The sequence below is a fragment of the Belnapia arida genome (assembly GCF_016773205.1).
Classification (GTDB): Bacteria; Pseudomonadota; Alphaproteobacteria; order Acetobacterales; family Acetobacteraceae; genus Belnapia; species Belnapia arida.
On record NZ_JAETWB010000004.1, the window covers coordinates 54065 to 79892 of the forward strand.

Annotated in this window: 26 protein-coding genes; 14 read left to right on the top strand and 12 right to left on the bottom strand. The window is 70.1% G+C overall.

Features of this window, described 5'->3' with window-relative positions; all coding sequences use genetic code 11:
• Positions 1-150: 150 nt before the first annotated feature.
• From JMJ56_RS11940 to JMJ56_RS11970, 7 genes are all read left to right on the top strand, one after another.
• Entirely contained in the window at positions 151-858 is a 708-nt protein-coding gene (locus tag JMJ56_RS11940; protein WP_202831943.1) for a ribonuclease activity regulator RraA, read from the top strand.
• Entirely contained in the window at positions 855-1283 is a 429-nt protein-coding gene (locus tag JMJ56_RS11945; RefSeq protein WP_202831945.1) for an acyl-CoA thioesterase, read from the top strand. Before JMJ56_RS11940 ends, JMJ56_RS11945 begins: the two co-directional genes overlap by 4 nt.
• Positions 1284-1636: 353 nt before the next feature.
• Positions 1637-3331 (top strand): circadian clock protein KaiC, encoded by a 1695-nt coding sequence (gene kaiC / locus JMJ56_RS11950; RefSeq protein WP_202831947.1) that lies wholly within the window; start codon positions 1637-1639, stop codon positions 3329-3331.
• Positions 3315-3623, top strand: coding sequence for a circadian clock KaiB family protein (locus tag JMJ56_RS11955; RefSeq protein WP_202831949.1), 309 nt, complete (start codon positions 3315-3317; stop codon positions 3621-3623). Before kaiC ends, JMJ56_RS11955 begins: the two co-directional genes overlap by 17 nt.
• Positions 3620-5071 (top strand): sensor histidine kinase, encoded by a 1452-nt coding sequence (locus JMJ56_RS11960; RefSeq protein ID WP_202831951.1) that lies wholly within the window; start codon positions 3620-3622, stop codon positions 5069-5071. The genes JMJ56_RS11955 and JMJ56_RS11960 overlap by 4 nt, the downstream gene beginning before the upstream one ends.
• Before the next feature lie 254 nt (positions 5072-5325).
• Positions 5326-6276: a Bug family tripartite tricarboxylate transporter substrate binding protein gene (locus JMJ56_RS11965; RefSeq protein WP_202831953.1), complete on the top strand. Its 951-nt coding sequence runs from the start codon at positions 5326-5328 to the stop codon at positions 6274-6276.
• 172 nt (positions 6277-6448) lie between these two features.
• A complete protein-coding gene (locus JMJ56_RS11970; protein ID WP_202831955.1) occupies positions 6449-7168 on the top strand; it encodes a response regulator transcription factor in 720 nt (239 codons plus the stop codon).
• Here JMJ56_RS11970 and JMJ56_RS11975 read toward each other — a convergent pair.
• Complete coding sequence (locus JMJ56_RS11975) at positions 7126-7545, bottom strand: response regulator (RefSeq protein WP_202831958.1); 420 nt, start codon at positions 7543-7545, stop codon at positions 7126-7128. The two genes, JMJ56_RS11970 and JMJ56_RS11975, sit on opposite strands and share 43 nt — an antisense overlap.
• A 427-nt stretch (positions 7546-7972) precedes the next feature.
• Here JMJ56_RS11975 and JMJ56_RS11980 point away from each other — a divergent pair, with 427 nt between their 5' ends.
• Complete coding sequence (locus tag JMJ56_RS11980) at positions 7973-9214, top strand: Hsp70 family protein (protein WP_202831960.1); 1242 nt, start codon at positions 7973-7975, stop codon at positions 9212-9214.
• A 305-nt stretch (positions 9215-9519) separates the two neighbouring features.
• Entirely contained in the window at positions 9520-9933 is a 414-nt protein-coding gene (locus JMJ56_RS11985; RefSeq protein ID WP_202831962.1) for a globin family protein, read from the top strand.
• Positions 9934-10157: 224 nt separating this feature from the next.
• Here the strand turns inward: JMJ56_RS11985 and JMJ56_RS11990 are convergent, their stop codons facing one another.
• The 7 genes from JMJ56_RS11990 to JMJ56_RS34840 are packed head-to-tail and all read right to left on the bottom strand — an operon-like array spanning position 10158 to position 16010.
• Positions 10158-10883 (bottom strand): pyridoxine 5'-phosphate synthase, encoded by a 726-nt coding sequence (locus JMJ56_RS11990; RefSeq protein ID WP_456318788.1) that lies wholly within the window; start codon positions 10881-10883, stop codon positions 10158-10160.
• Between the two features lie 5 nt (positions 10884-10888).
• Positions 10889-11884, bottom strand: a complete 996-nt coding sequence (gene pdxA / locus JMJ56_RS11995) for a 4-hydroxythreonine-4-phosphate dehydrogenase PdxA (RefSeq protein WP_202831966.1) — start codon at positions 11882-11884, stop codon at positions 10889-10891.
• A gap of 37 nt (positions 11885-11921) precedes the next feature.
• Positions 11922-13508: an ABC transporter substrate-binding protein gene (locus JMJ56_RS12000; RefSeq protein ID WP_202831968.1), complete on the bottom strand. Its 1587-nt coding sequence runs from the start codon at positions 13506-13508 to the stop codon at positions 11922-11924.
• Positions 13509-13512: 4 nt separating this feature from the next.
• Positions 13513-14343: a polysaccharide deacetylase family protein gene (locus tag JMJ56_RS12005; RefSeq protein WP_202831970.1), complete on the bottom strand. Its 831-nt coding sequence runs from the start codon at positions 14341-14343 to the stop codon at positions 13513-13515.
• 20 nt (positions 14344-14363) lie between these two features.
• Positions 14364-15131 (bottom strand): SDR family NAD(P)-dependent oxidoreductase, encoded by a 768-nt coding sequence (locus JMJ56_RS12010; RefSeq protein WP_202831972.1) that lies wholly within the window; start codon positions 15129-15131, stop codon positions 14364-14366.
• Positions 15124-15888: an SDR family NAD(P)-dependent oxidoreductase gene (locus JMJ56_RS12015; RefSeq protein ID WP_202831974.1), complete on the bottom strand. Its 765-nt coding sequence runs from the start codon at positions 15886-15888 to the stop codon at positions 15124-15126. Before JMJ56_RS12015 ends, JMJ56_RS12010 begins: the two co-directional genes overlap by 8 nt.
• On the bottom strand, positions 15885-16010 hold the full coding sequence (locus tag JMJ56_RS34840) for a hypothetical protein (RefSeq protein WP_268884998.1): 126 nt from the start codon (positions 16008-16010) through the stop codon (positions 15885-15887). Before JMJ56_RS34840 ends, JMJ56_RS12015 begins: the two co-directional genes overlap by 4 nt.
• Positions 16011-16139: 129 nt before the next feature.
• Between JMJ56_RS34840 and JMJ56_RS12020 the strand changes: the two genes are divergently transcribed.
• Together JMJ56_RS12020 and JMJ56_RS12025 are read left to right on the top strand one after the other, a co-directional pair.
• A complete protein-coding gene (locus tag JMJ56_RS12020) occupies positions 16140-17105 on the top strand; it encodes a Bug family tripartite tricarboxylate transporter substrate binding protein (RefSeq protein ID WP_202831976.1) in 966 nt (321 codons plus the stop codon).
• A 67-nt stretch (positions 17106-17172) separates the two neighbouring features.
• Entirely contained in the window at positions 17173-17484 is a 312-nt protein-coding gene (locus JMJ56_RS12025) for a putative quinol monooxygenase (protein ID WP_202831978.1), read from the top strand.
• 96 nt (positions 17485-17580) lie between these two features.
• Here JMJ56_RS12025 and JMJ56_RS12030 read toward each other — a convergent pair whose 3' ends face one another.
• Positions 17581-18723: a CaiB/BaiF CoA transferase family protein gene (locus tag JMJ56_RS12030; RefSeq protein ID WP_202831980.1), complete on the bottom strand. Its 1143-nt coding sequence runs from the start codon at positions 18721-18723 to the stop codon at positions 17581-17583.
• A 91-nt stretch (positions 18724-18814) separates the two neighbouring features.
• Here JMJ56_RS12030 and JMJ56_RS12035 point away from each other — a divergent pair, with 91 nt between their 5' ends.
• On the top strand, positions 18815-19849 hold the full coding sequence (locus JMJ56_RS12035; protein WP_202831982.1) for an amidohydrolase family protein: 1035 nt from the start codon (positions 18815-18817) through the stop codon (positions 19847-19849).
• Here JMJ56_RS12035 and JMJ56_RS12040 read toward each other — a convergent pair.
• The 3 genes from JMJ56_RS12040 to JMJ56_RS12050 are packed head-to-tail and all read right to left on the bottom strand — an operon-like array spanning position 19828 to position 24096.
• Positions 19828-21504 carry a thiamine pyrophosphate-binding protein gene (locus tag JMJ56_RS12040; RefSeq protein ID WP_202831984.1) on the bottom strand — a complete coding sequence of 559 codons (1677 nt, stop codon included), beginning with the start codon at positions 21502-21504 and terminating at the stop codon, positions 19828-19830. The two genes, JMJ56_RS12035 and JMJ56_RS12040, sit on opposite strands and share 22 nt — an antisense overlap.
• 40 nt (positions 21505-21544) lie before the next feature.
• Complete coding sequence (locus JMJ56_RS12045) at positions 21545-23122, bottom strand: serine hydrolase domain-containing protein (protein WP_202831986.1); 1578 nt, start codon at positions 23120-23122, stop codon at positions 21545-21547.
• The gene (locus JMJ56_RS12050) at positions 23122-24096 is read right to left on the bottom strand and encodes a S1C family serine protease (RefSeq protein ID WP_202831989.1); all 975 of its coding nucleotides are present in this window, start codon (positions 24094-24096) and stop codon (positions 23122-23124) included. The genes JMJ56_RS12045 and JMJ56_RS12050 overlap by 1 nt, the downstream gene beginning before the upstream one ends.
• Positions 24097-24226: 130 nt before the next feature.
• Here JMJ56_RS12050 and JMJ56_RS12055 point away from each other — a divergent pair, with 130 nt between their 5' ends.
• A complete protein-coding gene (locus JMJ56_RS12055) occupies positions 24227-25093 on the top strand; it encodes a metal ABC transporter solute-binding protein, Zn/Mn family (protein ID WP_236037691.1) in 867 nt (288 codons plus the stop codon).
• A gap of 19 nt (positions 25094-25112) precedes the next feature.
• Positions 25113-25823: a deoxyribonuclease V gene (nfi, locus tag JMJ56_RS12060; protein WP_202831991.1), complete on the top strand. Its 711-nt coding sequence runs from the start codon at positions 25113-25115 to the stop codon at positions 25821-25823.
• The last annotated feature ends 5 nt before the right edge of the window (positions 25824-25828 follow it).

A 25828-nucleotide genomic window follows, 5' to 3' on the forward strand; every position in this document is an offset into this window, starting at 1 on the left:
GTCGCCCTGTCCTTTCTGAGATGTGGAACCAGCGCTCCCCAACGGCCGGGCCGGGCGAAGGTTCGGCCCCGTTGCAGCATTGCGCCGCGCGGGCGATTTCGTCGCGCCGGAGTTTGCTCTAAGCCTGGAGGCCGAAGAAGGAGCAAGCCCATGGCCCTCGACGCCGCCACCCGCGCCAAGCTGGAGAAGATCACCACCGCCACGATTACCACGGTCCTCCTGAAGAAGGGCCTCAGGAACATCTGGCTGCGTGGTACCCCGCCCTTCACCCCGGCCGCCAAGGGCAAGCGGCTGGTCGGCCCCGCCTTCACCCTCCGCTTCGTCCCCGCCCGCGAGGACCTGGCGACGCCCGAGAGCTGGTCCTCGCCGAAATCGACGCGCGCCGCCATCGAGGCCATGCCGGAGGGTGCCATCGTCGTCGCCGATGCGATGGGCGTGACCGATGCCGGCATCTTCGGCGACATCCTCTGCGCGCGCCTCGTGAAGCGCGGCGTCACCGCCCTGGTGACGGATGGCGCCGTGCGCGACGTCGCCGGCGTCATCGGCACCGGCCTGCCCGTCTACTGCTCCGGCGGCGCCGCCCCGCCCTCCGTCGCCGGCCTCACCTTCGTCAATTGGGAGGAGCCGATCGGCTGCGGCGGTGTTGCCGTCTTCCCGGGCGACGTGATCGTCGCCGATGACGACGGCGCCGTCTGCATCCCCGCCGCCTTCGTGGACGAGGTCGCCAATACCGGCGAGGAGCAGGAGCGCCTTGAGGCCTGGATCGTCGGCAAGGTCGAAGCCGGCGAGACGCTCCCCGGCCTCTACCCGCCGAATGCCGAGAACAAGGCCCGCTACGAAGCCGAGAAGGGCAAGTGAAGCCCACCCCGCCCGGTCCCGCGCACTTTCCCTTCTGGACGGAGGAGAAGCTGCGCATCGCCGATACCGACCTCAACGGCCATATCAACAACGGTGCCTATGGCGCCTTCTTCGAGGCCGGGCGGGGGGAGCTGCTGACCGAGATCGCCGGGCCGCCGCAGACGCGGGAGGTGGCGATGGCTCTCGCCCGCGTCGAGATCGACTACCTGGCCGAGCTGCACTATCCCGGCCGCGTGCGGATCGGCACCTGCGTCGCCCGCATCGGCGGCAGCAGCTTCAGCCTGCAGCAAGCCCTCTTCGCCGGCGAGGCCTGCCACGCCGCTGCGCTCTCGGTCATGGTGGTGCTCGACCGCGAGACGCGCCGCGCGACGGCCATCCCGCCCGCGCTGCGCGCCGCCTTGAATGCCTGGATGCAGGGTCAGTAACTGACGGCTGCGAGGAGGTTGGCGGCCACCCTCACAAGGCGGTTCGCGTTCATCTCAGTGGGCAAGAAATGGTTAAGCCGTCCGCTTCTGTGGCCGACCGTAACACCGAGCCCAGTAGCGACGCAGCTGCAAGGCGCCGGGCTGGAACCGGCTCGACGCCGAGGATGCCGCCTTCTGGAGGATTACAGTATATCTACGGTCAGCGTGACTTAGCGGTAGTTGCCAGAATCCTATCACCGGTCAAATTTATACTCCCAACTGCCTTGACTTTTTCGCCGGTTAACCAGGCACATCCAATTGCGCTGCCGCGACGTTGGTCGTAAATGATCGGGCTGGTGGCGAGCGGGTACCGTATGACTGCGGGTGTTCAAAAGGTTCCAACCGGAATCGATGGATTCGACGACTTGACGCTGGGCGGCCTGCCCCGCGGGCGGCCGACGCTCGTCTGCGGCTCCGCGGGCTGTGGCAAGACTCTCTTCGCGTCCACCTTCCTGGCCAAAGGCGCCCGCGACTATGGGGAGAACGGCGTCTTCGTCAGCTTCGAGGAGCGGCCGGACGACATCGTCGACAACGTCGCCTCGCTCGGCTTCGGCTTCGATGAACTCATCGCGGATGGCCGGATCTTCATCGAGCACATCACCATCAACCCGGCCGAGCTTGCCGAGGTCGGCGACTACGACCTCGAAGCCCTCTTCATGCGGCTGGAACTGGCGGTCGAGGCGGTCGGCGCCAAGCGGATCGTGCTCGACACCATCGAAAGCCTCTTCTCGGCCTTCACCAACGTCGCCGTTCTCCGTGCCGAGATCCGCCGCCTCTTCGACTGGCTGAAGGAGAGGGGGCTGACTGCCGTCATCACCGGCGAGCGGGGCGAGGGCGCGCTCACGCGCCAGGGCCTCGAGGAATACGTATCGGATTGCGTGATCCTGCTCGACCACCGCGTGGAGAACCAGGTCTCGACCCGGCGCCTGCGGATCGTGAAGTATCGCGGAACGGCGCATGGCACGAACGAGTATCCCTTCCTGATCGCGGAGGACGGCTTCAGCGTCCTGCCGGTCAGCGCGCTCGGCCTCGGGCACATGGTCCATGAGGAGCGCATCTCGAGCGGCATTCCCGACCTCGACGACATGCTGACGGGCGGCGGCTTCCACCGCGGCAGCAGCATCCTGCTCAGTGGCGTTGCCGGCTCGGGGAAGAGCTCGATCGCCGCGTCCTTCCTCGCCGCGGCCTGTGCCGCCGGCGAGCGCGCGCTCTACTTCTCCTTCGAGGAGTCCGGGGCGCAGACCGTGCGGAACATGCGTTCCATCGGCCTTGACCTCGGCCGCTATATCGATAACGGGCAGCTGTCGATGCACGCGTCGCGGCCGACCTTCTACAGCCTGGAGATGCACCTGGCGATCATGCTGCGCGACGTCGCGCGCATGCAGCCCTCCCTCGTCGTGCTCGATCCGATTTCCGCCTTTCTGGATGCCGGCGACCACCGCGACGTGCAGGCCATGCTGCTGCGGGTCATCGACTACCTGAAGTCCCATGGCATCACCGGCCTCTTCACGCATCTCTCGCACGAGCATGGGTCGGTGCAGACCGATGCCGGCCTGTCCTCCCTCATGGATGCCTGGGTCCTGCTGCTGAACCGCGAGGCGAACGGCGAATTCAACAGGGAGCTCTACCTCCTCAAGGCGCGCGGCATCTCGCATTCCAACCAGGTGCGGGAGTTCGTGATGACCGATCACGGCATTTCCCTCATCCGGCCCTATCTGGGGGAGCAGGGCGCGTTGACCGGCTCGGCCCGCCGTGCCGAGGAGGCGCGGCTGCGCCGCGAGCAGGCGCAGCGCCGCCTGGATGCCGAGGTGGTCGAGCAGAGGCTGGAGCAGCGCCGCCGCCGTACCCTCGCCCAGATCGACGCACTCCGCGCCGAGCTGGAGGCGGAGGAACTGGAATTCCGCAGCGTCGCCGAGGGCAGGCGGCGCTCCGATGCGCAGGCGCAGTCCGACAGGCTTGCAATGGCGAAGTCCCGGAGAGCGCAGGCGGCAGATGTCGGAGACGAATGAGATGAGTGGGGCGGCACCGCTCCGGCTGACGCTCTACGTGGCCGGGCAGACACCGAAATCCGTCGCCGCCATCCGGAACCTCGAGCGGATCTGCGGCGAGCACCTGGGGCCCGGCCGGTACCTGATCGACGTCATCGACCTGCGCCAATCGCCGCATCTGGCGCGGGAGCACAACATCGTCGCCATCCCCACCCTCGTCCGCCAGCTTCCGGTGCCGATCCAGAAGATCATCGGCGACCTTTCCGACACGCAGAAGGTCCTGGTGAGCCTGCAGATCGACGCGAGCCGATGAGCGTCGGGGGGGACGAGGTCGCGGAACTCCGCCGGCGCCTGGCGGAAGCCGAGGAAACGCTGCGGGCCATCCGTGAAGGCGAGGTGGATGCCTTCGTCGTGGACGGTGCGGGCAAGGCGCAGATCTTCCACCTCGACAGCGGCGACTCCTTCCGGGCCTTCATGGAAGCGATGGATCTTGGCGCCGCTGCCCTCGATGCGGAGCGGCGGCCGGTCTACGCCAATGCTGCCCTCGAGGCCCTTCTCGGCTGCTCCGCCGACGAACTCCAACGCGATGGACTGTTCCCGGCCCTGGGGCCGGCCGCGCCGAAGGTGCAGGCGCTCCTCGATTCGGCCGCCTCGGGCAAATTGAGTGCGCCGATCGGCCTCGTCGTCGGCGGACGGGCGCGGCATGTCGTGGCGACCGCCGCACCTCTGCAGCTCGCCTTCGCCGAGGGCTTTGCCCTTACCTTCACCGACATCACCGACCGCGTCGAGGCGGCTGCGGCGGAAGAGAGCGAGCGCATCGGGCGCGCCGTCATGGCCTCCGCGAACGAGGCGGTGCTGGTCTGCGACGAAACGGGCCGCATCACCCATGCCAGCCCCGCAGTCAGCCGCATCCAGGGGGTTTCGCCCGTCGGCCGGGCCTTCGAGGAGGCCTTTCCGCTTGTCTTCGCGCCCGGGGCCGCCACCATGGGCGCCGAGGATCTGGTCGCGATCGCGGCGAGCGGCAGTTCCGTCCGGGGCATCGAAGCCTCCATGGCAGTGGACGGACATACGCTGGAACTGCTGATCAACGCCGCGCCGCTGCATGGGTCGGGCGGCAAGGTGCATGGGTGCATCTTCACGCTGGTCGATCTCACGGAGAGGAAGGCGCTCGAGAAGCGGCAGGCGCTGCTGATGGGCGAGCTCAATCACCGCATGAAGAACATGCTGGCCCTGGTCATGGCGATCAGCAGCCGGACGCTCGCCACGGCCAAGGACCTGCCCGATTTTCGCGTGCGCTTCACGCAGCGTATCTCAGCCCTTTCCGTGACGCAGAACCTGCTCGCCGAGAAGAGCTGGACCGGCCTCACGGTGGAAGAGCTGATCCGGAACGAGCTCGCGCCCTACGTCGCGCCGCAGGGGCCGCGCGTGACGCTCACCGGGCTTGCCGAGCAGGTCACGCGGGACACGGCGGTCTCCCTCGGCCTGGTCCTGCACGAGCTGATCACCAATGCGGTGAAATACGGCGCGCTGTCGAATGAGGCAGGCCGCGTGGCCGTCACCGGCCAACGGCAGCCCGATGGCAGCTTTGCGATCACCTGGCAGGAAGAAGGCGGCCCGTTGGTGGCGCCCCCCAGGCATCAGGGCTTCGGCCAGTCCGTCATCGCGCGCGGCCTGGGCCAGGCATCCGGTAGCGCGCGGGTGGAGTTCCGGCCGGAGGGCGTCCTGTGCCGCATGACCCTCGCGGACACGAGCCTCGCATAACGCTGCGCCGCCGCGGATGCCGGCGGTTAGGGCGGGGTGTTTGGGCGCGACGACGAGCGGCATGTCCATGGGCGGGGGGCAGCAACGTCGCTCATGCTCCAGACAGCCTTGGCCAGCCGGCGCAAGGGCGGTGGCGCGGCGTCTTGCCCCGGCCCCAGGCACCGTCCACCCTGCGATGACGACGAGGGTGAATCACGAACCGCTCTCCCCGGATGTCCGTTGATGGGCCCGACCCAGGAAAGGCTGCCACCGCCATGAAGCGCCGTACCCTGCTCGCCGCCAGCCTCCTCGCCACGCCCGCGCTCGCGGCGGAGGCCTGGCCGTCACGCCCTGTCCGTATCGTCGTGCCTTTCCCGCCGGGCGGCACGGTCGACATCCTCGGCCGCCTCACCGCGAACTGGCTGCAGGAGGCAACGGGGGGCAATTTCGTCGTCGAGAACCGCTCCGGCGCGGGCGGCAATATCGGCGCCCAGGCGGTGGCCCGCGCCACGCCGGACGGCACCACCCTGCTCATGGGCTCGCCCGGCACCCAGGCCATCAACGCCCATCTCTACCCGAACCCTGGCTATGACGGCATCGCCGACTTCGCCCCGATCTCGCTGGTGGCGGAAGTGCCCAACCTGCTCGCCGCGCACCCCTCCCTCGGCCTTCGCAGCATCCCCGACCTCATCGCCCGGGCGAAGGCGGAGCGCCTGGCCTATGGCGAGACCAGCATCGGCGGCAGCACGCATCTCTCGGCCGAGCTCTTCCGCCTTCAGGCCGGGATCGAGGGCGAGCACATCACCTATCGCGGCAGCGCGCCGATGCTGGGCGACCTGCTGCCCGGCCGCATCGCCTGGGGCGTCGACAACCTGCCCTCCATCCTGCCGCATGTCCGCAGCGGCGCGCTGACGGCGCTCGGCGTCACCAGCAAGGCCCGCTGGTCCGGCGCGCCGGACATTCCGGCCATCGCGGAAAGCCTGCCCGGCTACGAGGTGACGGCCTGGTTTGGCCTGCTTGCACCGCGCGGCACGCCGCCCGAGGTGGTCCTTGCGGCGAACGCCGCCCTGCAACGCATGCTGGCCACTCCGGCCGCGGTCCAGCGCCTGGCCGAACTTGGCGCTACGCCCATCCCCGGCACACCCGAGGCCTACCGCGCCCATATCGACGCCGAATACACGAAATGGGGCGATGTCATCCGGCGCGCCGGCATCCGCCTGCAATGATGTCCGTACGAAATCGCAAAAGGTCCGTTCGCTTTATACACGATTTCGTCATGTCTTAAATAACAGACAATCCTCGCTGCTGAGTGATTGGTGCGGTATGATCTCAACCGCTAGATGATATCCCCAGGCAGTCCATCCCGCCGAAGCTCTCTTTCGCCCGCCGGAGATACCCATGTCCGCCCTTCGCCAGATCCTCATCGTCGAGGATGATCCCGCCCTGCGCGCCACCATCGCCGAGCAGATCCTGCTCGACGGCGAGTTCAGCGCCGACGAGGCCGAGAGCGTGGCCGAGGCCGAGGCCAAACTGTCCCGCGCCGATGCGCGCTACGACGCCATTCTCCTCGATATCGGCCTGCCCGATGCCGATGGCCGCGAGTTCTGCGCCAGCCTCCGCCGCGCCGGCCGCCACATGCCCGTCATCATGGTGACCGGCGCCGATGGCGAGGAAGACGTGGTCCGCGGCCTCGATTCCGGCGCCAACGACTACATCGCCAAGCCCTTCCGCCCGTCGGAGCTGCTGGCCCGCGTCCGTGCCCAGCTTCGCATGTACGACAACTCCGAGGATGCGAATTTCCTCATCGGTCCCTATGTCTTCCGCCCGAGCCTCCGCCTGCTGACGGAGGCCACGCGCAACCGCAAGATCCGCCTGACCGACAAGGAATGCGCGATCCTGAAATTCCTCTACCGGGCCGGCGGCAAGTCCGTCGCCCGCCAGGTGCTGCTGAACGACGTGTGGAACTACAGCAGCGCCGTCTCCACCCACACGCTGGAGACGCACGTCTATCGCCTGCGCCAGAAGATCGAGGCGGACCCGGCCCAGCCCCGCCTCATCATCACCGACCATGGCGGCTACAAGCTCGACGCGACGGCCTTCTCCCCCGCAGGGCGCTGACGCCACCCCGCCCCCCGGTCCCCGCCCTGGAGCGCCAGCACGGCATGCGCCAGGGCGATGGGATCGAAGGGCTTGTGGAAGACGCGCTCCCGTTCGGAGAAGGTGTGGCCGAGGAACAGCTCCGGGCTGCCGGTTTCATAGACCACCCGCAGCTCCGGCTGCAGGAGGCGCGCCTTCTTCGCCAGGATAAGCCCGCTGTCGCCGAGCCCGAGATCGAGGTCGGTCACCAGCACGTCGATGGTCTGCGCTTTATCCGCGATGATCGCCAGCGCATCCTCGGCATTGTCCGCCTCGAGGAAGTCGAGCCCGACCGCCTCGAAGAAATCGGCGAGGGTGAGACGCACCATGGCGTCATCCTCGACCAGCAACACCGTCATCCTCCGGGTCCTTCCGTTGTATGAAGTTCCGCGACTTCAGGTTGAGATAATGCGCTCGTCCACGCCGCAAGAGTCATCACGCCCCCGAAAGCCCACACGTACGTTACCCGCATAGGTTGTATGCACGCTCATGAGCGAACGTTCGTTTGGTAACTCGACTGCACGGCCTGCCGGCCCGGACCTGCGCCGAAAGGTAGAGACAGGTGGCCAAGGAACGGTGAAACTGCTGCTTCCTTGCCGTTACGTTTACGGTACAGTCCTTGCGGGCTAAGGATCGGTTACGGTGCGCTGAGCCAGCTCGCCTAAGGTATGAATCCCAAAAAGCGAGACCAAAGCTGCGGTTTGGGCATTGCGTATTGCGGCCCGGGCTCGACCCCGCCTGCCGCATCGGCTAACACGCGCCCCTTTCCGCTCAGGGGCGCATCCGGTGCAACCCATCATCGGCATCGATTTCGGCACCACCAACAGCGTCGTCGCGCGTCTCCGGCCCGACGGCCGCGTCGAGGCCGCCCGCTTCCCATTCGGCGGCGAGCTGCTCGACGTCTTCCGCACCGTTCTTTGCTTCACCGCCGGGACGGGCGGCGCTCCGCGCCATGCCGCCGGCCCCGCCGCCATCGAGGCCTATCTCGAGGACCCGCTGGCCAGCCGCCTCATCATGTCGATGAAGTCCTACCTCGCGCAGCGCAGCTTCAGCGAGACGCGCATCCTCACGCGCAGCTTCACGCTGGAATCATTGATCGCCCAATTCCTCCGCGCGCTGCTGCCCGCCGAGCCCGGCGCCCGCATCGTCGCCGGCCGTCCCGTCCGCTTCGCCGGTGACATGCCCGACGACGCGTTGGCTGAGGCACGCCTGCGCGCCGCCTTCGCCGAAGTCGGCTGGGAGGATGTCGACCTCGCCCTCGAGCCGGAAGCCGCCGGATACCGCTTCGCCCACGGCCTCGGCACGGCCGCGACCGTGCTGGTCGGCGATTTCGGCGGCGGCACCAGCGACTTCTCCGTCCTGCGCTACGAGCCGGGCGGCGTTACCGCACTCGGCCATTCGGGCGTCGGCATCGCCGGCGACAGCTTCGACTACCGCATCATCGACCATGTCGTCTCGCCGCTGCTCGGCCGCAACGACAGCTACCGGGTGATGGGCAAGCCGATGCCGATTCCCGCCGCCTGGTATACCGGCTTCGCCCGCTGGCACCGCCTCTCGCTGATGCGGGCGCCGCGCGTGCTGCGCGACATCGCCGAGGTCGCCCGCACCGCCGACCACCCGGAGCGGCTGCGCCACCTCATCGCGCTGATCGAGGAGGAGGCCGGCTACGCCCTCTACCGTGCCGTCTCAGGCGCCAAGGCGGCGCTCTCCCAGGCCCCGCGCGCGACCCTTGCCTTCCGCCACGAGGATTTCGCGGTGGACGTGGAGATCGCGCAGGCCGATTTCGAGTCCTGGATCGCCCCCGACCTCGCCCGCCTCGGCACGGCCATCGACGCGGCGCTGGCCGAGGCCCGCCTGCCGCATGAGGCGATCGACCGCGTCTTCCTCACCGGCGGCACCTCCCTTGTCCCTGCCGTCCGCCGCCTCTTCGAGGTCCGCTTCGGCGCGGGGCGGCTGGCCGGCGGCGGCGAATTCGTCTCGGTTGCGGAGGGGCTGGCGCTGATCGGCCAGGCCCGCGCCACCGGTTGACTGATAAGGATAATATTCCTAATACTGTGGCTGCCATGGCCCGAAGTGCATTCGCTGAGAACCATGCCTGACCCCGCTTTAACTCCTAAATCCCTCAAACCTTCGCCTCGGTCCCAGGGTTTCTCAACTCCTTACCCCGCCGGTCCCGCCCCGGCTTGAAGCAGTTGAAGGATTTAAGCCTCGACGGCTCCACACTCCCATGGCCGGGGCAGGTCTACCTGCCCGGGCCGCCCGCCACCATGGTTCGATTTCAAAACATCGTCGGACGCGGCGAGATGCCACTTTGCAGGGATGGCAGCAGACACATGACCCCGGAACCAGCCAACCTTGTGCAGGACAGCTTCCGCCAAGTGGTGCGAATCAAGGAAAAGGCCGCCGAGTTGTTTTATGGCCGGCTCTTCGAGACCGACCCGACCACGCCGCCGCTCTTTACTGGCAAGGACATGCGGGAGCAGGGGGCGAAACTGATGGCGACGCTCGGCATGGTGGTCGCCGGGCTCAAGCGGCCGGAGGAGATCGTGCCTGCCGCCCAGGCCCTCGCTCGCCGGCACGTCGCCTATGGCGTGACCGAGGCGCAGTACGCGACGGTCGGCGCGGCACTGCTCTGGACGCTGCGGAGGGGGCTCGGCGAGGGCTTCACGCCGGAGGTGGAGGCCGCCTGGAAGGCTGCCTACATGCTCCTCGCCGGCGTGATGATCGAGGCGGCAAACGCCGCCTGACCCTTCAGCCCCGGAAGCCGGCCAGGACGAAGAGAAATAGCAGGAAGCCGATGAAGGCGGTGCCCTGCAGCACATAGGCACCAGCGCTCATCCGCTTGTCCTGGGGCGGGTGGCTGGGCGGGCAGCGATCGGCGTGGCGTCGGACATGATAAGGCTCCGTTTTGGAGTGACCTGCCACTTACCCAGCAGCCCGCATGCCATGCATTTTGCAGTTACGCCTGCGGTCAGACTCCGCCGCGCGCCTCGGCGATCTGCTCCTTCATCTGGCGGATGACGGCTGGCATGCCCTCGAAGACGCTCTGACTGATGAGAAAATGGCCGATGCTGACCTCCACCACCTCCGGCATGGCGGCGATGGGCGGCAGCGTCTCGTAGGAAAGCCCGTGTCCGGCATGGCAGGCCAGCCCGGCTGCCGCCGCAGCCGCCGCACCCTGGCGCAATCTTGCAAGATGCAATCCCCGTTCTGCGGGAGGTGCGTCGGCATAGGCCCCGGTGTGCAACTCAACGGCCTGCGCCCCCATCCGGGCGGCGGCCTCGATCTGCCGCGCATCCGCCTCGACGAAGACCGAAACTTCGATCCCCGTCCCGGCCAGCCGGGCGATCGCATCCTGCAAGGGCCGGCCCGCGGCGATCACGTCGAGCCCGCCCTCCGTCGTCAGCTCCTGGCGCTTCTCGGGGACGATGCAGCAGGCGGGTGGCCGCAGGCGGAGCGCGATTCCGACCATCTCCTCCGTCGCCGCCATCTCGAAATTCAGCCGCGTCGCCACCTCGGCCGAGACGCGCTCCAGGTCCCGGTCGCGGACGTGGCGACGGTCCTCGCGCAGATGCATGGTGATGCCATCCGCTCCGGCCGCCATGGCGATGCGCGCCGCCTCCACCGGGCAGGGAAAGCTGCCGCCGCGGGCATTCCTGAGCGTCGCCACATGGTCGATGTTCACGGAGAGGCGCATCGGCGTCATGGGCTGGCTTTCCTGCGATGAGTGGCGATCTCGGCGGCCAGCCGGAGCGCGGCGATGAGGCTGCCCGGATCGGCCAGGCCTTGCCCGGCGATGTCGAGCGCCGTGCCATGGTCCGGGCTGGTGCGGACGATGGATAGGCCGAGGGTGACGTTCACCCCGCCCGCCATGTCGAGCGTCTTGATCGGGATCAGCGCCTGGTCGTGATAGAGGCCGAGCGCCACGTCATAGCCTGGCCGCGCCTTGGCGGTGAACATCGTGTCCGGCGGGATGGGCCCGCGCGCGTCGATCCCCTCGGCCCGCAGCATGGCGACGGCCGGGGCCACGATGTCGCGGTCCTCGGTGCCGATGGTGGCGTCCTCGCCCGCATGCGGGTTGAGCCCGGCGATGGCGATGCGGGGCGCGGCGATGCCGAAATCCTGCCGCAGCCCCGCCGCCGTCAGACGTGCTGTCTCGGCGATGAGCGCCGGGGTGAGCCGGGCGATGGCCTGCCGCAGCGGTTCATGGATCGTCACCGGCACCACCCTGAGCTCCGGGCAGGCGAGCAGCATCACCGGCGGCCGGCCGGTGCCGGCGATCTCGGCCAGGTACTCGGTATGGCCGGGATGGGCGAAGCCGGCGGCGTAGAGGGCGGATTTCTGGATCGGGTTGGTCACCACGCCGGCGGCGCGGCCGGCCTTCGACAGCGCCACCGCCTCGTCGATGGCGGCGATGACGGCCGGGGCATTGGCCGCATCCAGCCGGCCCGGAACGGCGGGGCGGGGGAGGGGCCGGTGCAGCACAGGCAGCGCCTCGGCGAAGGCCTCGCGTGCCTCCTCCGGCGCGGCGATGCGACGGACCGGGACGCCCCCGATCCGGTTTGCATCGTCGATCAGGAAGAAGGCCGGGCCGGTGGCACGCAGCGCGGCCCAAGCGCCGGCGGCGATCTCGCCGCCGATGCCGGCGGGCTCGCCCATCGTCAGGGCCAAGGGGGCGAGGTCCGGGGGCGTGTCCATGCCCCCGATGTAGTCGGCCTTGTGGCTCCTGCCCAGGTCAGCGCGCCCGCTCGATGTTCCAGATCACCGGGAAGCCGAAATCGATCACGCCGCGTAGCTCCGCCCGCCACACCGCCGGGGCCTGGAACTGCCCGTCGAGCGGGAAGGTGACGTTCTCGATGGAAAGCCGCTGCAACTCCGCCGCCAGCTCGCGCCGCTTCGAGGGATCGCTCTCGGCGGCGAAGCGGTCGAGCACCGGCGTCATCTCCGGCACGCAATAGCCCCAGGGCTGGTTGTTCGAGCAGTTGTAGCCGATGCCCATGTTGGAGAGCGGGTCGGCCATGTCGAAGCCGGTATAGACCACCGAGATGAGGTTCCAGCCGCCCTCGGCGATCGGCTGCCGCCCGACCCAGCGCTGCGCCAGCGAGGACCAGTCGGAGGCCTGGACATCGAGGTTGAAGCCGGCGCGCTTCAGCCGGTCGATGACGACGAGCGCCATCGGGTTGATGAGCGCGCTGTCGGCCGGCTGGAGATAGACGATGCGCTCGTTGTTGTAGCCGGCCTCGCGCAACAGGGCGCGGGCGCGGTCGAGGCTCGGCCTGCGGATGGCCTCGCCACCGGCATCGGTGCTGTAGCGCGTGCCGCAGAGATAGACCGACACGCAGTTCGGGTCCGCCATCCCCTCCGGCAGGCCGTGGCTGGCGACGATCTCCTCGCGGTCGAGCGCCGCCTGCAGGGCACGCCGCATCGGCAGCCGGTCGAAGGGCGGGAGGTAGTGGTTGATGCTGACGCCGCCGACGATATGCGCGATGCCGCCGGGACGGGCGATGACGAGGTTCCGGTCGCGGCGGAAATTCGCCAGGTAGTCGATCGGCGCATATTCCAGGTAGTCCACCTCGCCGCGGGTGATGGCCGCGGCGCGGAGGGCGATGTCGGGCAGGGTGACGAATTCGACGCGCTCGATCTTCACCACCTTGCCGCCGGCGAGGCCATCGGCCGGCTCGGCGCGCGGCACGTAGCGCGGGTTGCGCCGGAAGAAGGTGCGCTCGCCCGGCACCCATTCCTCCTTGATGAAGAGGTAGGGCCCGCTGCCGACGACCTCGGCCACCGGCTGCGTCGGCGGCGTTGCCGAGGCGATGCGCGCCGGCATGATGAAGGGCACGTGCACGCTCGGCTTACCGAGCGCATCGATCACGCCGCCGAAGGGTTTTGCGAGACGCAGCACGAAGCGGTTCGGTGCTTCGACCTGGAAATCTTGCGTTGCGGCGATCAGCCGCCGGCCGATCGCATCCCGCGCCCCCCAGCGCTTGACCGAGGCGATGACGTCATCGGCCGTGACCGGCGTGCCGTCGCTGAACTCAAGGCCGGGGCGGAGGGTGAAGGTCCAGGCGAGCCGGTCCTCGCTGACCTGCCAGCCTTCCAGCATCTGCGGCCGGTACTCGCCCTTGCCGTCCATGGCGACGAGCGTGTCATAGACCATGTAGGCGAAGTTGCGGGTGACGAAGGAGGGGCTGGCGATCGGGTCGAGGTTCTGCAGCCCGACATTGAGGACGAGGCGCAGCGGCCGCTCGCGCGGCTGCGCGGCGGCGGAGAGGGCGAGGGCGGAGCCGGCAACAAGGCCGAGCAGGAAGCGGCGCAGCATCATCGTCTCACTCCGCCTCGTGCGCGGCCGACCAGGCCTCGGCGACCTCGGTGCCTGTCGCGAACCACACATCGGGGAAGGTCTTGATCCATTGGATCATCTCGCGCAGCAGCGCGACGCGGCTCGGCCGGCCGCTGACCTGCGGGTGCATCACCAGGTTGTAGAGCCCGCCCCAGCGGTAGATCTCGCGGAACTCCTCCTGGAAGATCTCGCGGATATGGCTGTTGGGGAAGATCGGCCGCGGCGACTTGATCGAGAACAGCGCATGCGGCGCGTCGTCCAGGCTCCAGTGCCAGGGCAGCTCGATCGGGCCGGGGCTGCCGTCCGGCATGACGTGGCGGTAGGGGTTGATGTGGTCGAGCAGGGAGCTGTCGTAGAGGAAGTCGTGCTTCTTCAGCAGCCGGATGAGGTTGTCGCTGGTCTCGCCGGCCGGCGAGCGGTAGCCGCGCGGGACGACGCCGAGGGTGCGCTTCAGCGCCTCGAGGCCTTTCTCCATCTCCTCGACCTCCTTGTCGGGAAAGGCCGGGTCGATCCAGCTGTGCGAGTAGCTGTGATGCGCGATCTCGTGTCCCTCGCGCAGGATCATCTCGGCCCGCGCGGTGTGATTCTCCGCGGTCCAGCCGACGACGAAGAAGGTGGCCTTCACCCCCTCCTGCCGCAGCACCTCGAGGATCATCGGCACGCCGACCTTGGCGCCATAGGCGCCCTGGCTGAGGATGCCGGGGCGGCGGGCATTCTCCGGGTCGCGCGAGAGCCAGAGCGTCTCCGCATCGAAGTCGAAGGTCAGCATCACCGCGACCTTGGCGCCGCCCGGCCAGTTCACCTTCATGTCGATCATCGGTCGCCCCTTCGGTGGTTTCAGCCAGCCTCGCGCGGCGGATGCCGTGCCGCAAGCCACCCTCCGTCGACGGCGATCACCTGCCCCGCGACATAGGCGGCATCCGCCGAAGCGAGGAAGGCGATGACGGCCGCCACCTCCTCGGGCTTTCCGGCACGGCGCAGCGGCGTCGGCTCCAGTACGGCGCGACGGTAATAGTCGCTGCCGAGATGCCCCTCGGTCATCGCCGTCTCGATGACGCCGGGGGCGACGGCATTGACGAGGATGCCCTCCGGCGCCAGCTCGCCCGCCAGCTGGCGCGTCATCTGGGCGATGCCGGCCTTGGCGACGGCATAGGCGGTGGTGCCGGGATAGCCCGCGATGCCGAAGGTGGAGGAGACGGAAACGATCCGCCCGCCCGGCCGCGCCAGATGCGGAATGGCGGCGCGCGTCAGCCGCAGCACCGAGGTCAGGTTGGTCTCTATGAAGCGCTCGAGAAGGTCGTCATCCGAGTCCAGCAGCGGCTTCGAGCCGCCGATGCCGGCATTGTTGACCAGGATGTCGAGCCGGCCGAAGGCATCGAGTGCGGTATCGACCACCGCCTCGCCCGCGCCCCGCGCGGCGAGGTCGATGCGCAGCCCGACGCCGCCCAGCGCCTCGGCCCGCGCCATCACCTCCGGCGCCCGGTCGGCGAGCAGGACCTGGGCCCCCTCCTCGGCCAGCCGCGCCGCGGTGGCGGCGCCGATGCCGCGCGCGGCGCCGGTGACGATGGCGGCACGGCCGGCGAAGCGTCCGGTGGTGTCAGGCAAGCCGGCCTCCATCGACGGGGAGCGCGACGCCGGTGACGAAGCCGGCCTCGGCGCTGAGCAGGAAGAGCACGGCATCCGCCACCTCATCTGCACGGCCGAAGCGGCCGAGCGGGTGGCGGGCACGGAAGACGGCCTCGCGCGCGGCGCGGGCCGCCGGATCGCCGGCGCTGGCGAAGGTTTCCTCCAGCATCGGCGTCTCGATCGAGCCGGGGCAGACGCAGTTGACGCGGATGCCCTCCGGCGCATGGGCCACGGCGAGGCTGCGCGTCAGCAGCACCACCGCGCCCTTGCTCGCCGAATAGGCTGGCATGGTGGGCGAGCCGACCAGCCCCGCCGCCGAGGAGAAGGCGACCATCGCCCCGCCGCCGGCCTCGCGCATCAGCGGGAAGGCGGCGCGCGCGGCAAGCCAGGTGCCCTTCACGTTGACGGCGAAGAGCCGGTCCCATTCCGTCTCCTCCACCTCGGTTACCGGGCGGACGGGGCCGAGCATGCCGGCCGCCGTCACCAGCAGGCGGAGCGGGCCGAGGCTCGCCGCCCGCGCCACGGCTGCGTCGACATCGGCGGCGCTGGAGGCATCGCCGGCCAGGGTGAGGGCGCCAGGGCATTGCGCCGCGGTCTCGGCGAGGCCTGTCGCGTCGCGGTCGAAGAGCATCAGCCGCGCCCCCTCGCCCGCCAGGCCGATGGCGGTAGCGCGGCCGAGGCCGGAGGCGGCGCCGGTGACGAGGGCCACCTGGCCGGTGAAGCGGTCGGGCCTCATGCCGGTAGCCTCCGGCAGGCGGCCTGCCCGCCGGGCGCTGCGACGCTGCGATGGTTGAAGGCGTGGGGGATCATGTCCCGCCGCCCCGCCAGGCCCGTGCCGACCACGACAACCTCATGCATCCCCCATCTCCCGCGCCGATGAGCGGGCCAAGCTAAGCAGCCGCGGCCCGCCCCGGCTGGCCGGGGCCTTGCGCGCCGGCCGACGAAGGGGGAAGAGCATCGCCAAATCCTCGCCGGGAGAGACCGTCCATGACCGAGATGACCCGCCGCGCCGGCCTCGCGCTGGCGGCCGGCCTGCTGGCCGCACCCGCCCTGGCCCAAGGAGGCTTCCCCAGCCGGCCCGTCACCATCGTCGTGCCCTTCGCCCCGGGCGGCAGCACCGACGTGATGACGCGGCTGATGGCCGAGCGCATGACGGAGGCGCTGGGCCGGCCGGTGCAGGTGGAGAACCGGCCCGGCGGCAACACCATCATCGGCGCCGAATACGTCGCCCGTGCCGAGCCGGACGGGCATACCGTGCTGATGGCGGCGGGCACGACGCTGACCATCAACCCGCTGATCTACCGCCGCCTCGCCTACAAGCCGGAGGATTTCGCGCCGGTCACGCTGGCTTCCACCTTCCCCTTCGCGGTGATCGCGCGGAAGGACGGGCCGGCGGATATCGCGGCCCTCGTCGCGGCGGCGAAGGCGCGGCCGGGGCGCATCACCTACGGCACCAACGGGCCGACCACGCTCACCAACATGGCGATGCTGATGGTGCTCGACCGGCTCGGCGTCACCATGCAGGACGTGACCTATCGCGGCGATGCGGCGCAGCTGAACGACTTCCTCGCCGGCACCCTCGACCTGCTGGTGGTGGCTGGGGCCACGGCGCTGCCGGTCCATCGCAACGACCAGGGGCGCATCCTCGGCTGGACCAGCGCGCAGCGCGTGACCTCGACGCCGGACGTGCCGGCCTTCGCCGAGAGCGTCCCCGGGCTGGTGGCCGAGAGCTGGTTCGGCCTGCTCGCCCCGGCGCGCACGCCGACGGCGGCGGTGGAGCGGCTGAACGCCGCGGCGGTGCAGGCGCTGCAGGATGCGCGCATCCGCGAGCGGCTGACCAATGACGGGCAGTTCCCGAAGGGCAGCACGCCGGAGGAATTCGCCCGCTTCATGGCGAGCGAGACGGAGCGGTGGCGGCCGATCCTCGGCAAGCTCGACGTGCCGCAGAACTGAGCCCGGCTTGGCGGGCGCTGGCGCGGCGCGTAGCCTGCCGCCGCCAACCAAGGGAGCGTCCGGCACCATGATCCACGTCCTCGCCATCATCACTGCGAAGTCCGGCATGCGGGAGCAGGTGCTCGCCGCCTTCCGCGCCAATATGCCGGCCGTGCATGCCGAGCAGGGCTGCATCGAGTACGGCCCGGCCATCGACGCGGAAGGGATGGGCGCCATCCAGACCCCGGTGGGCCCGGACAGCTTCGTCGTGATCGAGAAGTGGGAGAGCATCGACGCGCTGAAGGCGCATGGCGCCGCGCCGCACATGAAGGAGTATGCGGCGAAGACCAAGGAGATGCTCGCCAGCCGCGTCATCCATGTGCTGACGCCGGCAGCCTAATTCCCGGCGACACCGCTGCGCGGCGTCGCGGGGACCCCGATGGGCTTCGCTTCCGCAGAACCTTCCGCGGCAAAGCCGCGGAAGGGTATCCGAGGCCTACCGCCTGAGCGCGGCGAGCACCTCCTCCGTGTGCTCGCCGAGCTTCGGCGCGGGGCGCGACGACCAGGGGCGGGCGCGGTCGATGTTGATCGGCAGGCCGAGCACCTTCACGCCGCTCTCCGGCAGGGTCTGCACCATGTCGACCGCGGCGAATTGCTCGCTCGTCGCCAGCTCGCCGATATCGTTCACGGGGGCGCAGGGCACGCCCACCGCCTCGAGCGCCGCGATCCAATGGTCGCGCGCATTGCCGCGCAGCGCGTCGGCGATGAGGGGCAGCAGCTCCGTCTTGTTGCGTACGCGGCCGGCGCTGCGGGCGAAGCGCGGGTCCTCGGCCCATTCGGGATGGCCGAGCACCTTCGCCGCGCGGGCGAAGAGCCGGTCATTGCCGGCGGCGAGGCAGAGCGGGCGGTCGGCGGTGTCGAAGACCTGGTAGGGCACGATGACGGCGGCGCCGGTGCCGTGCCGCGTCGGCACCTCGCCGGTGGCGATGTGCTGGTTGACCTGGCCCTCGACCCAGAAGGCTGCGGTCTCCAGCAGCGAGGTGTCGATCAGGCAGCCCTGGCCGGTCTTGTCCCGCTGGCGCAGGCCGGCGAGCGCGCCGACGGCGCAGAACAGGCCGGTCGCCTTGTCGTTGATCGAGGCGCCGCAGAAGGTCGGCGGGTCCTGCGGCCGGCCGGTCATGCTCATCATGCCGCCGAAGGCCTGCAGCAAGGGGTCGAAGCCCGGGCGCATCCGCATCGGCCCCTGATAGCCGAAGGCCCAGATGGAGCAGTAGACGAGGCGCGGATGGCGCGCGAGCATCGCTTCCGGCCCGATGCCGATCTCGTCCACTACCCCGGGACGGAGGTTCTGGATCAGGATGTCGGCCGTCTCGCAGAGGGCGTGCAGCGTCTCGATATGGGCTTGGCTCTTCAGGTCCAGGATGACGCTGCGCTTGTTGCGGTTCTGGCTGTGGAAGTAGAGCGAGGTCTCGCCATCCGGCCCGTAGGGCGGGCCCCAGATCCGCGCATCGTCGCCGCCATCGGGCTTCTCGATCTTGATCACGTCGGCGCCCAGATCGGCCAGGATCACCCCGGCGAGCGGGCCCGCCAGGGCCTGGCCCACCTCGATCACCCTGACGCCTTCCAATGGCAAGCTCATTCCCTGGACCTCCCCCGATAGGTGGCTAAGCATAGGCGGGGATGGCGGGCAGGGGTATCCTCGGCGGCGGAAACGCCAAGGAAACGGTGTCATGAGCAGCACGAACTCGCACTACGCCCCGGTCTGGGAGGACTGGCTCGCCCGCCATGCCGAGGAGCCGCTCGACCCTGCCCTGCCGATCGTCGACCCGCATCATCACCTGTGGGACCGGCCGGGCTGGCGCTACCTGCTGCCCGAGCTGCTGGCCGACATCAACCAGGGCCACAACATCGTCTCCACCGTCTTCGTGCAGTGCCGCGCGATGCACCGCGCCCATGGGCCGGAAGCCTGGAAGCCGGTCGGCGAGACGGAGTTCGTCAACGGCATCGCGGCGACGAGCGCCAGCGGCGACTATGGCCCGGCCAGGATCTGCGAGGGCATCGTCGGCCATGTGAACCTGATGATCGGTGCCGAGGCGCGGGAGGTGCTGCAGGCGCATATCCGCGCCGGCGGCGACCGCTTCCGCGGCATCCGCCACATCACGAGCTGGGACCCCGACCCGGAGGTGATGAACCCGGCTTACCAGCCACCGCGGGACATCTATTTCCGCGAGGATTTCCGCGCCGGCTTCGCCCAGCTCGCGCCGCTCGGCCTCAGCTTCGATGCCTGGCTCTACCATCCGCAGATCCCGGACCTGACGGCGCTCGCCCGCGCCTTCCCGGAGACGCCGATCGTGCTCGACCATGTCGGCGGCCCGCTCGGTATCAAGGCTTATTCCGGCAAGCGGGATGCGATCTTCACCGAATGGAGCGCCGCCATGGCCGAGCTGGCGACCTGCCCGAATGTCTCGGTGAAGGTCGGCGGGCTTGGGATGCGCATCAACGGCTTCGGCTTCGATGAGGCGCCGGAGCCGCCCACCTCCGATGCGCTGGTGGCCGCCTGGAAGCCCTATGTGGAGACCACCATCGAGCTTTTCGGCGCCGGGCGCTGCATGTTCGAGAGCAACTTCCCGGTGGACAAGGGCAGCTACGGCTACGGCGTCTTCTGGAACGCCTGCAAGAAGCTCGCCTCCGGCGCCTCCGCCGAGGAGCGCCAGGCGCTTTTCAGCGGGACGGCCAGCCGTTTCTACCGGCTCGCCTTGGCGTAGATGCCCATGGCGTTGTAGGGCGCATAGGGCGGGAAGGCGCCGATCGCCGCCATGTCCACCTCGATCAGCGAGGGGCCGGGGGTGGCGACGGCGCGTTCCACCACGCCGGCCAGCTCGCCGACCGAGGACACCTTGAAGCCGGGCAGGCCGGCGACGGCGGCGAGCTGCTGGAAGTCCGGGCCCTGCAGGTCGCCGAAGAACATGCGGCCGTCCTGCAGCGCGCCCTGGATATGCTTGATGACGCCGTAGCCACGGTCGTTCATCACCATGACGATGAGCTCCGCGCGCTCCTGCACCGCGGTCCAGAGCTCGGTCTGGTTCAGCGCGAAGCCGCCGTCGCCGACCATCGCGATGGTCTTGCGGCTCCCGCCCGCCATCGCCGCGCCGATGCCGAGCGGCAGGCCGGGACCGATGGCGGCGCTCACCGGATGCACCGCATCGCGCGGGCCATAGACCGGGAAGATGCGGTTTCCCCAGGAGGAGTTGCTCAGCGTGATGTCGCGGACGAAGAGCGCGTCACGCGGCAGGGCGGCGCGGAGCGCGGCGGGGAATTCGGCATACGGGCCGAGCGTGTCGCGGTACTCGGCCGTGGCGCGGCGGCGCATCTCGGCGAAGTCGGCGGCGAAGCCGGGATCGGCCGTCATGCGGCCGGCGAGGCGCTCGGCGAGGCCCTGCATCACCAGCGCGGCGTCGCCGCAGACGAAGGCCGTGCTCGGATAGGTGCGGCCATTGGCGCGCGGGTCGACATCCGCCTGGATCAGCGTCTTGGGCAGCTTCAGCGAGAAGTCCATCGTCTCATGCCCGCGCAGCCGGCTGCCGACGACGAGCATCGCATCCACCGTGCCGTAGAATTCCTGCACGCGGGGCGAGCCGTTGCCATGCATTCCGCCGAGGGTCATCGGATGGTCCTCGGGGATGATGCCGCGCCCGTTCCAGGAGGAGACGGCACCGAAGCCGATTTCCATCAGCCGCATTGCCGCGGTTCCTGCCTCCTTCGCGCCATTGCCGAGCCAGAGCATGGGGCGTTTGGCCTGGGCTAGGATGGCGGCTGCCTCGTCCAGCGCCGCCGGGTCGGGCGGCAGGGCGGGCGGGATGGGCAGGACCAGCCGGTCCAGCTCCGCCGGACGGGGGATGGCGGTGCGCTGGATGTCTATCGGGATCTCGATGCTGACCGGGCCGCGGGGCGGCGTCAGGGCCAGGGTCGCGGCGCGGGTCAGCACGCCGAGCGCCTCCTGCGCGGAGCGGATGCGGAAGGCGGATTTGCAGACGGCCGCGAGCATTGCCGTCTGGCCCGGCAGGTCATGCACCGTGCCCATGTCGCGGTCGATGTACTTCGTCGCCGTCTGGCCGGTGATGTGCAGCACCGGGGAGCCGGCGAACTGTGCTTCCGCCAGGCCGGGGACGGTGTTGGCGGCGCCCGGCCCGGTCGAGGAGAAGACCACGCCGAGATGGCCGGAGGCGCGCGCATAGGCATCCGCCATGTGTCCCGCCCCCATCTCGCCGCGGGCCATGACGTAGCGGATGGCGTTGCGCCGGCCGATGCCGTCCAGCATCGGGATATTATGGACGGAGACGATGCCGAAGCAGGTGGTGACGCCGATGCGCGCCAGGAATTCGGCGACCAGGTCGCCGACGGTGTAGGGGCTGTCCGTCATGGCTCTGCTTCCTCCGGGTTTGGAGGAAGTCTGCCAGCGATCAGGCGGGGAGGAAACGCAGGCCGCTCGCCCGTGCCCCGTTCACGACGAATGCGGCGATGCGGCCATCGGCGCCGCGCTCCGCCCGCGCATCGACCCAGCCCTGGAACAGCGTGCCGGGCGTGCGGATGCGGAAGGCATCACCCTCGACCGCCTGCAAGGGCCAGGGGCCGGCGCTGGCGACCGGGCCGCGCACCTGCACGGCGAGGCCACCCTCCTGCGGGGCGATGGTCCAGGTCGCGCCCAGGTCCTCGCACTGCCAGGTGCCGGCGAGGCCCTCGGGCAGGCTGGCCTCGGCCGGGGCATGGCGGAAGCGGGTGAGGGTGCCGGCATCGGTCTCGAGGGTGAGGCTGTCACCCTCGGGCAGGCTGACGGTGAAGGGGAAGACGCCGCGCATGGCGGCGAGGCGGCCATCCTCGGTCGCCGCCAGGGGGAAGGGGACGCCGTGCTGGGTGGCGGTCGGGCCTTCGGCGAATTCCACCGTCGTGCCGCTCTCCGGCGCGACCCAGCGGCCGAAGAGGCCATCAAGGTTGGGCATGGGCGGCACGGGGTGGACGCCGGGCGTGCCCTCCAGCGCCGCGTCGAGCAGGCGATGGGCAAGGGCATGGGTGTCGATCCCGCCATGGTTGGCGATGGCGATCACCGTCATCTCCCGCTCCGGCACGCGGAGGAAGCAGGTCTTGTAGCCGGGCCAGAGGCCGCCATGGTCGACGGTGCGGAGGCCGCGATAGCGCGTCACCTCCAGCCCGCGGGCATAGAGGTTCGGCCGGCCATTGGCGAAGGAAAGGGGCGCGACCAGCGCCTCGGCGAGGCCGGGGATGCGGCCGGTCGCGAAGTTGCGGTCCCACAGCGCCAGGTCCTCGACGCAGGAGACGAGGCCGCCCTCGCCGCCGAGGGGGAAGCCGTGCTGGGCGCGAAGGAAGCCCTCGCCCTGGGGCATGTAGCCGGTGGCGAGGCCGGGCACGACCTCGGCGATGCTCGGGGTGTGGCGGGTGCGGGTCATCCCGAGCGGGGTGAAGATGCGGCGGGCGAGGAATTCCCCGAAGGGCTCGTCGCCCACCCGCTCGACGATCCGGCCGAGCAGGAGGAAGCCGGTGTTCGAGTAGCGGAAGCGCGTGCCGGGGGCGAAGTTCAGGCCCCGCTGGCGGAGGATGGCGGCGAGCAGGTCTTCCGTCCGACAGGGATGCGAGAGGTCGGCGCCGCCGAGGCGCATCAGCTCCAGCATGTCGCGCAGGCCGGAGACGTTGTGCATCAGCTGGCCGATGGTGATGCGGGCGCCGAGATCGGGCAGCTCGGGCAGGTGGTCGTGGATGGCATCCTCGACCGAAAGCCGGCCCTCCGCGGCCAGCAGCAGGATGGCGGCGCAGGTGAACTGCTTGCTGACCGAGGCGACGCGGAAGCGGGTGTCCGGCCCGATCGGCACGCCGAATTCGAGGCTGGCGAGGCCGGCGCTCTCATGGAGCGCCAGCGCGCCCTCCCGCACCAGGCCGAGCGTCGCGCCAGGCGAGCCGGGCTGGTCCCAGGGCGCCAGCAGGCGGCGGGCCTGGCGGCGCAGCGCCAGCTCGTCGAGCGCCGCCATCAGTGCAGGCGCGGTGGCTTGAGGAAGGCGCGCCGGTCGATGGAGGCGATGGTGAGGTCGTGCGGCATTGCCTCCCGCGCGATGGTCACCGGCACCTTCGCCCCGGCCGAGCCGCAGGCCCAGACCGCGCGCCAGAGGCTGGCGAGGTCGGAGACGCGCTGGCCGCCGACCGAGACCAGCCGGTCGCCCTCCAGCAATCCCGCCTTTTGCGCCGGGCCGTTGCGGGCGGTGGAGGAGACCAGCACGCCCTCCTCGTCCTCGCCGGCATAGAGGCCGAGCCAGGGCCGCGCCGGGCGGTTGGGGCGGCCGTAATTCAGCAGGTCGTCCAGCACCGGGGGCAGCAGGCTTGCGGGGACGACCATGTTGAGATCGACGCGCCGCCCCTTGCCGTCCTGCTGCTGCATGACGAGGGAGCCGATGCCCATCAGCCGCCCGTCGCCGCCGATGAGCCCCGCGCCGCCCCAGGAAGGGTGGGCGGGGGCGGTGAACAGCGCCTCCTCCAGCATGTATTCCCAGTAGCCGGCGAATTCCTGCCGGGCGGCGATGGTGCAGCGCAGCGCGTGCTTGCGGCCGCCGGCGCTGGCCAGCACGGCGACATCGCCGGGCTGCGGCGCCTCGCCCGACTCGAGCGGCAGGGCCGGCAGGTCGAGCCGGCCGAGGGCCTGGATCAGGCCGAAGCCCGTCTCGAAATCATGGGCGAGGGCATGGCCGGGGATGGCGCGGCCGTCATGCGTGGTGAGCCAGATGCTCTCCGCCTCGGTCACGATGTAGCCGATGGTGGCGATCAAGCCGTCCGGCCGGATAACGACGCCGCTGCCGACCCGCTCCGTCCCCAGGCTCTGCGCGGTGAAGGCATCCGGCGGAACCAGCGCCTTCACCCCGACGACGGATTGCAGCGCCACGTCCAGATCGAAGGCGTGATCGGTCGGGTCCGGCTGCAATTCCGGCGGGATTTCCCATTCGCTGGATGCCATGCATGCCTTCCGTTCGGTGGGGTGGTGTCCTTCCGACCAATATCGGCGGTCGGGGGCGCTTCGCCAACGCGGGAGATGCAATCCACGGCAATCGGATGACAATCCCCGATCCGGGTGTTATATTATAACAATGATGCTTGCCCCCCGCCGTGCCCTGCTCGCCCTGCCTGCCCTCCTGCTGCCGGGAGGGGGCCGCGCGCAGGGGCGACCGGTTGTGGTCGCCTCCTTCTCCATTCTCGGCGACATGGCCCGGCAACTGGCCGGGGATGCGGTGGAGCTCCGGGTGCTGGCCGGGCCGGAGACGGATGCGCATGTCTTCCAGCCAAGGCCCTCGGAGGCGCGGGCGATCGAGGGGGCGGCGCTGGTCGTTCGCAATGGGCTGGGCTTCGAGCCCTGGCTGGACCGGCTGCTGCGGAGCACGGGCTACCGCGGGCCACTGGCGACGGCGAGCGAGGGCATCGCAGCGCGGGGCAATGACCCGCATGCCTGGCAGGATGTGGCGCGGGGACGGGCCTATGCGGCGGCGATCGCGCGCGGGCTCGGCCGGGTGCTGCCGGCGGGGACGGTGCGCGCCGAGGCCTATGACGCGCGACTGGCGGCACTGGATGCCTGGGTGCTGGGCGAGGTCGCGCGGGTGCCGGCGGAGCGGCGGGTGGTCGTCACCAGCCATGAGGCCTTCGGTTACTTCGCCGCGCGCTACGGCGTCAGGGTGCTGGCGCCGCAGGGCATCGCGCCCGATGCCCAGCCCTCGGCGGCGCAGGTGGCGGCGCTGATCCGGCAGATCCGGGCGGAGCGGGTCTCGGCCGTCTTCATCGAGGGGCGGGGCAGCCAGGCGGTGATGGAACGGCTGGCGCGGGATGCCGGCATCGGCGTGCGGGGGCGGCTCTATGCCGACACCCTCTCCGCCCCCGACGGGCCGGCGCCGACCTATGAGGCGATGATGCGGCACAATCTCGGCCTGCTGGTCCCGGCCATGCTGGGGGCAACCGGGCCCTGAGTCTGGGCGTAACCGCCCCATGGACCTGCCGCCCGACTGGATCGACCCGCCCGACCTCGCCACCGCCCGCGCCGCGCAGGTGGCGCTCGCCGCCCGGGTGGTGACGGAGGATGCGCTCGGCCCGGTGCGGCTGATCGGCGGGGTCGATATCAGCAACACGCGCTTCGACCCGGAGAACCTGGTCTTCGCCGCCGTGGTGCTACTGGCCTGGCCGGGGCTCGAGGTGGTGGCGAGCGCGTCCGCCGTGCGGCGGGCGACGATGCCCTATATCCCTGGCTTCCTCGGTTTCCGCGAGGTGCCGGCGCTGCTGGAGGCCTGGGCGAAGCTCGGCGAGCGGCCGGACCTGGTGCTGGTCGACGGGCATGGGGTGGCGCATCCGCGGGGGCTCGGCATCGCCTCGCATCTCGGGGTGGTGCTCGATGTGCCGAGCATCGGCGTCGCCAAGTCGCCGCTGGTCGGGCGGCCGGAGGGGGAGCTGGGGGCCGAGCCGGGCGAGGCGGTGTCGCTGGCCTGGAAGGGGCGCACGCTCGGCACGGTGCTGCGGACGCGGCGACGGTCCAACCCGCTCTACATCTCGCCGGGGCACAGGGTTTCGCCTGCGACGGCGGTGGAGTGGGTGCAACGCTGCGGCACCGGCTACCGGCTGCCGGAGCCGACGCGGCAGGCGCATCTGGCGGCCAATGTCGCGCGGCGGGCGCATGGGGTCGCCAAGCCAGGGGCGCCGGAGTAGACCGC

Coding starts and splice junctions, on each gene's coding strand:
- JMJ56_RS12055 (WP_236037691.1), top strand. CDS start 24,227: ATGATGCTTGCCCCCCGCCGTGCCCTGCTCGCCCTGCCTGCCCTCCTG.
- pdxA (WP_202831966.1), bottom strand. CDS start 11,884: ATGGACACGCCCCCGGACCTCGCCCCCTTGGCCCTGACGATGGGCGAG.
- JMJ56_RS34840 (WP_268884998.1), bottom strand. CDS start 16,010: ATGCATGAGGTTGTCGTGGTCGGCACGGGCCTGGCGGGGCGGCGGGAC.
- JMJ56_RS11975 (WP_202831958.1), bottom strand. CDS start 7,545: ATGACGGTGTTGCTGGTCGAGGATGACGCCATGGTGCGTCTCACCCTC.
- JMJ56_RS12000 (WP_202831968.1), bottom strand. CDS start 13,508: ATGATGCTGCGCCGCTTCCTGCTCGGCCTTGTTGCCGGCTCCGCCCTC.
- JMJ56_RS12035 (WP_202831982.1), top strand. CDS start 18,815: ATGAGCAGCACGAACTCGCACTACGCCCCGGTCTGGGAGGACTGGCTC.
- JMJ56_RS12040 (WP_202831984.1), bottom strand. CDS start 21,504: ATGACGGACAGCCCCTACACCGTCGGCGACCTGGTCGCCGAATTCCTG.
- JMJ56_RS11955 (WP_202831949.1), top strand. CDS start 3,315: ATGTCGGAGACGAATGAGATGAGTGGGGCGGCACCGCTCCGGCTGACG.
- JMJ56_RS11960 (WP_202831951.1), top strand. CDS start 3,620: ATGAGCGTCGGGGGGGACGAGGTCGCGGAACTCCGCCGGCGCCTGGCG.
- kaiC (WP_202831947.1), top strand. CDS start 1,637: ATGACTGCGGGTGTTCAAAAGGTTCCAACCGGAATCGATGGATTCGAC.
- nfi (WP_202831991.1), top strand. CDS start 25,113: ATGGACCTGCCGCCCGACTGGATCGACCCGCCCGACCTCGCCACCGCC.
- JMJ56_RS12050 (WP_202831989.1), bottom strand. CDS start 24,096: ATGGCATCCAGCGAATGGGAAATCCCGCCGGAATTGCAGCCGGACCCG.
- JMJ56_RS11970 (WP_202831955.1), top strand. CDS start 6,449: ATGTCCGCCCTTCGCCAGATCCTCATCGTCGAGGATGATCCCGCCCTG.
- JMJ56_RS12015 (WP_202831974.1), bottom strand. CDS start 15,888: ATGAGGCCCGACCGCTTCACCGGCCAGGTGGCCCTCGTCACCGGCGCC.
- JMJ56_RS12020 (WP_202831976.1), top strand. CDS start 16,140: ATGACCGAGATGACCCGCCGCGCCGGCCTCGCGCTGGCGGCCGGCCTG.
- JMJ56_RS11985 (WP_202831962.1), top strand. CDS start 9,520: ATGACCCCGGAACCAGCCAACCTTGTGCAGGACAGCTTCCGCCAAGTG.
- JMJ56_RS12025 (WP_202831978.1), top strand. CDS start 17,173: ATGATCCACGTCCTCGCCATCATCACTGCGAAGTCCGGCATGCGGGAG.
- JMJ56_RS11990 (WP_456318788.1), bottom strand. CDS start 10,883: ATGCGCCTCTCCGTGAACATCGACCATGTGGCGACGCTCAGGAATGCC.
- JMJ56_RS11965 (WP_202831953.1), top strand. CDS start 5,326: ATGAAGCGCCGTACCCTGCTCGCCGCCAGCCTCCTCGCCACGCCCGCG.
- JMJ56_RS12045 (WP_202831986.1), bottom strand. CDS start 23,122: ATGGCGGCGCTCGACGAGCTGGCGCTGCGCCGCCAGGCCCGCCGCCTG.
- JMJ56_RS12005 (WP_202831970.1), bottom strand. CDS start 14,343: ATGATCGACATGAAGGTGAACTGGCCGGGCGGCGCCAAGGTCGCGGTG.
- JMJ56_RS11940 (WP_202831943.1), top strand. CDS start 151: ATGGCCCTCGACGCCGCCACCCGCGCCAAGCTGGAGAAGATCACCACC.
- JMJ56_RS12030 (WP_202831980.1), bottom strand. CDS start 18,723: ATGAGCTTGCCATTGGAAGGCGTCAGGGTGATCGAGGTGGGCCAGGCC.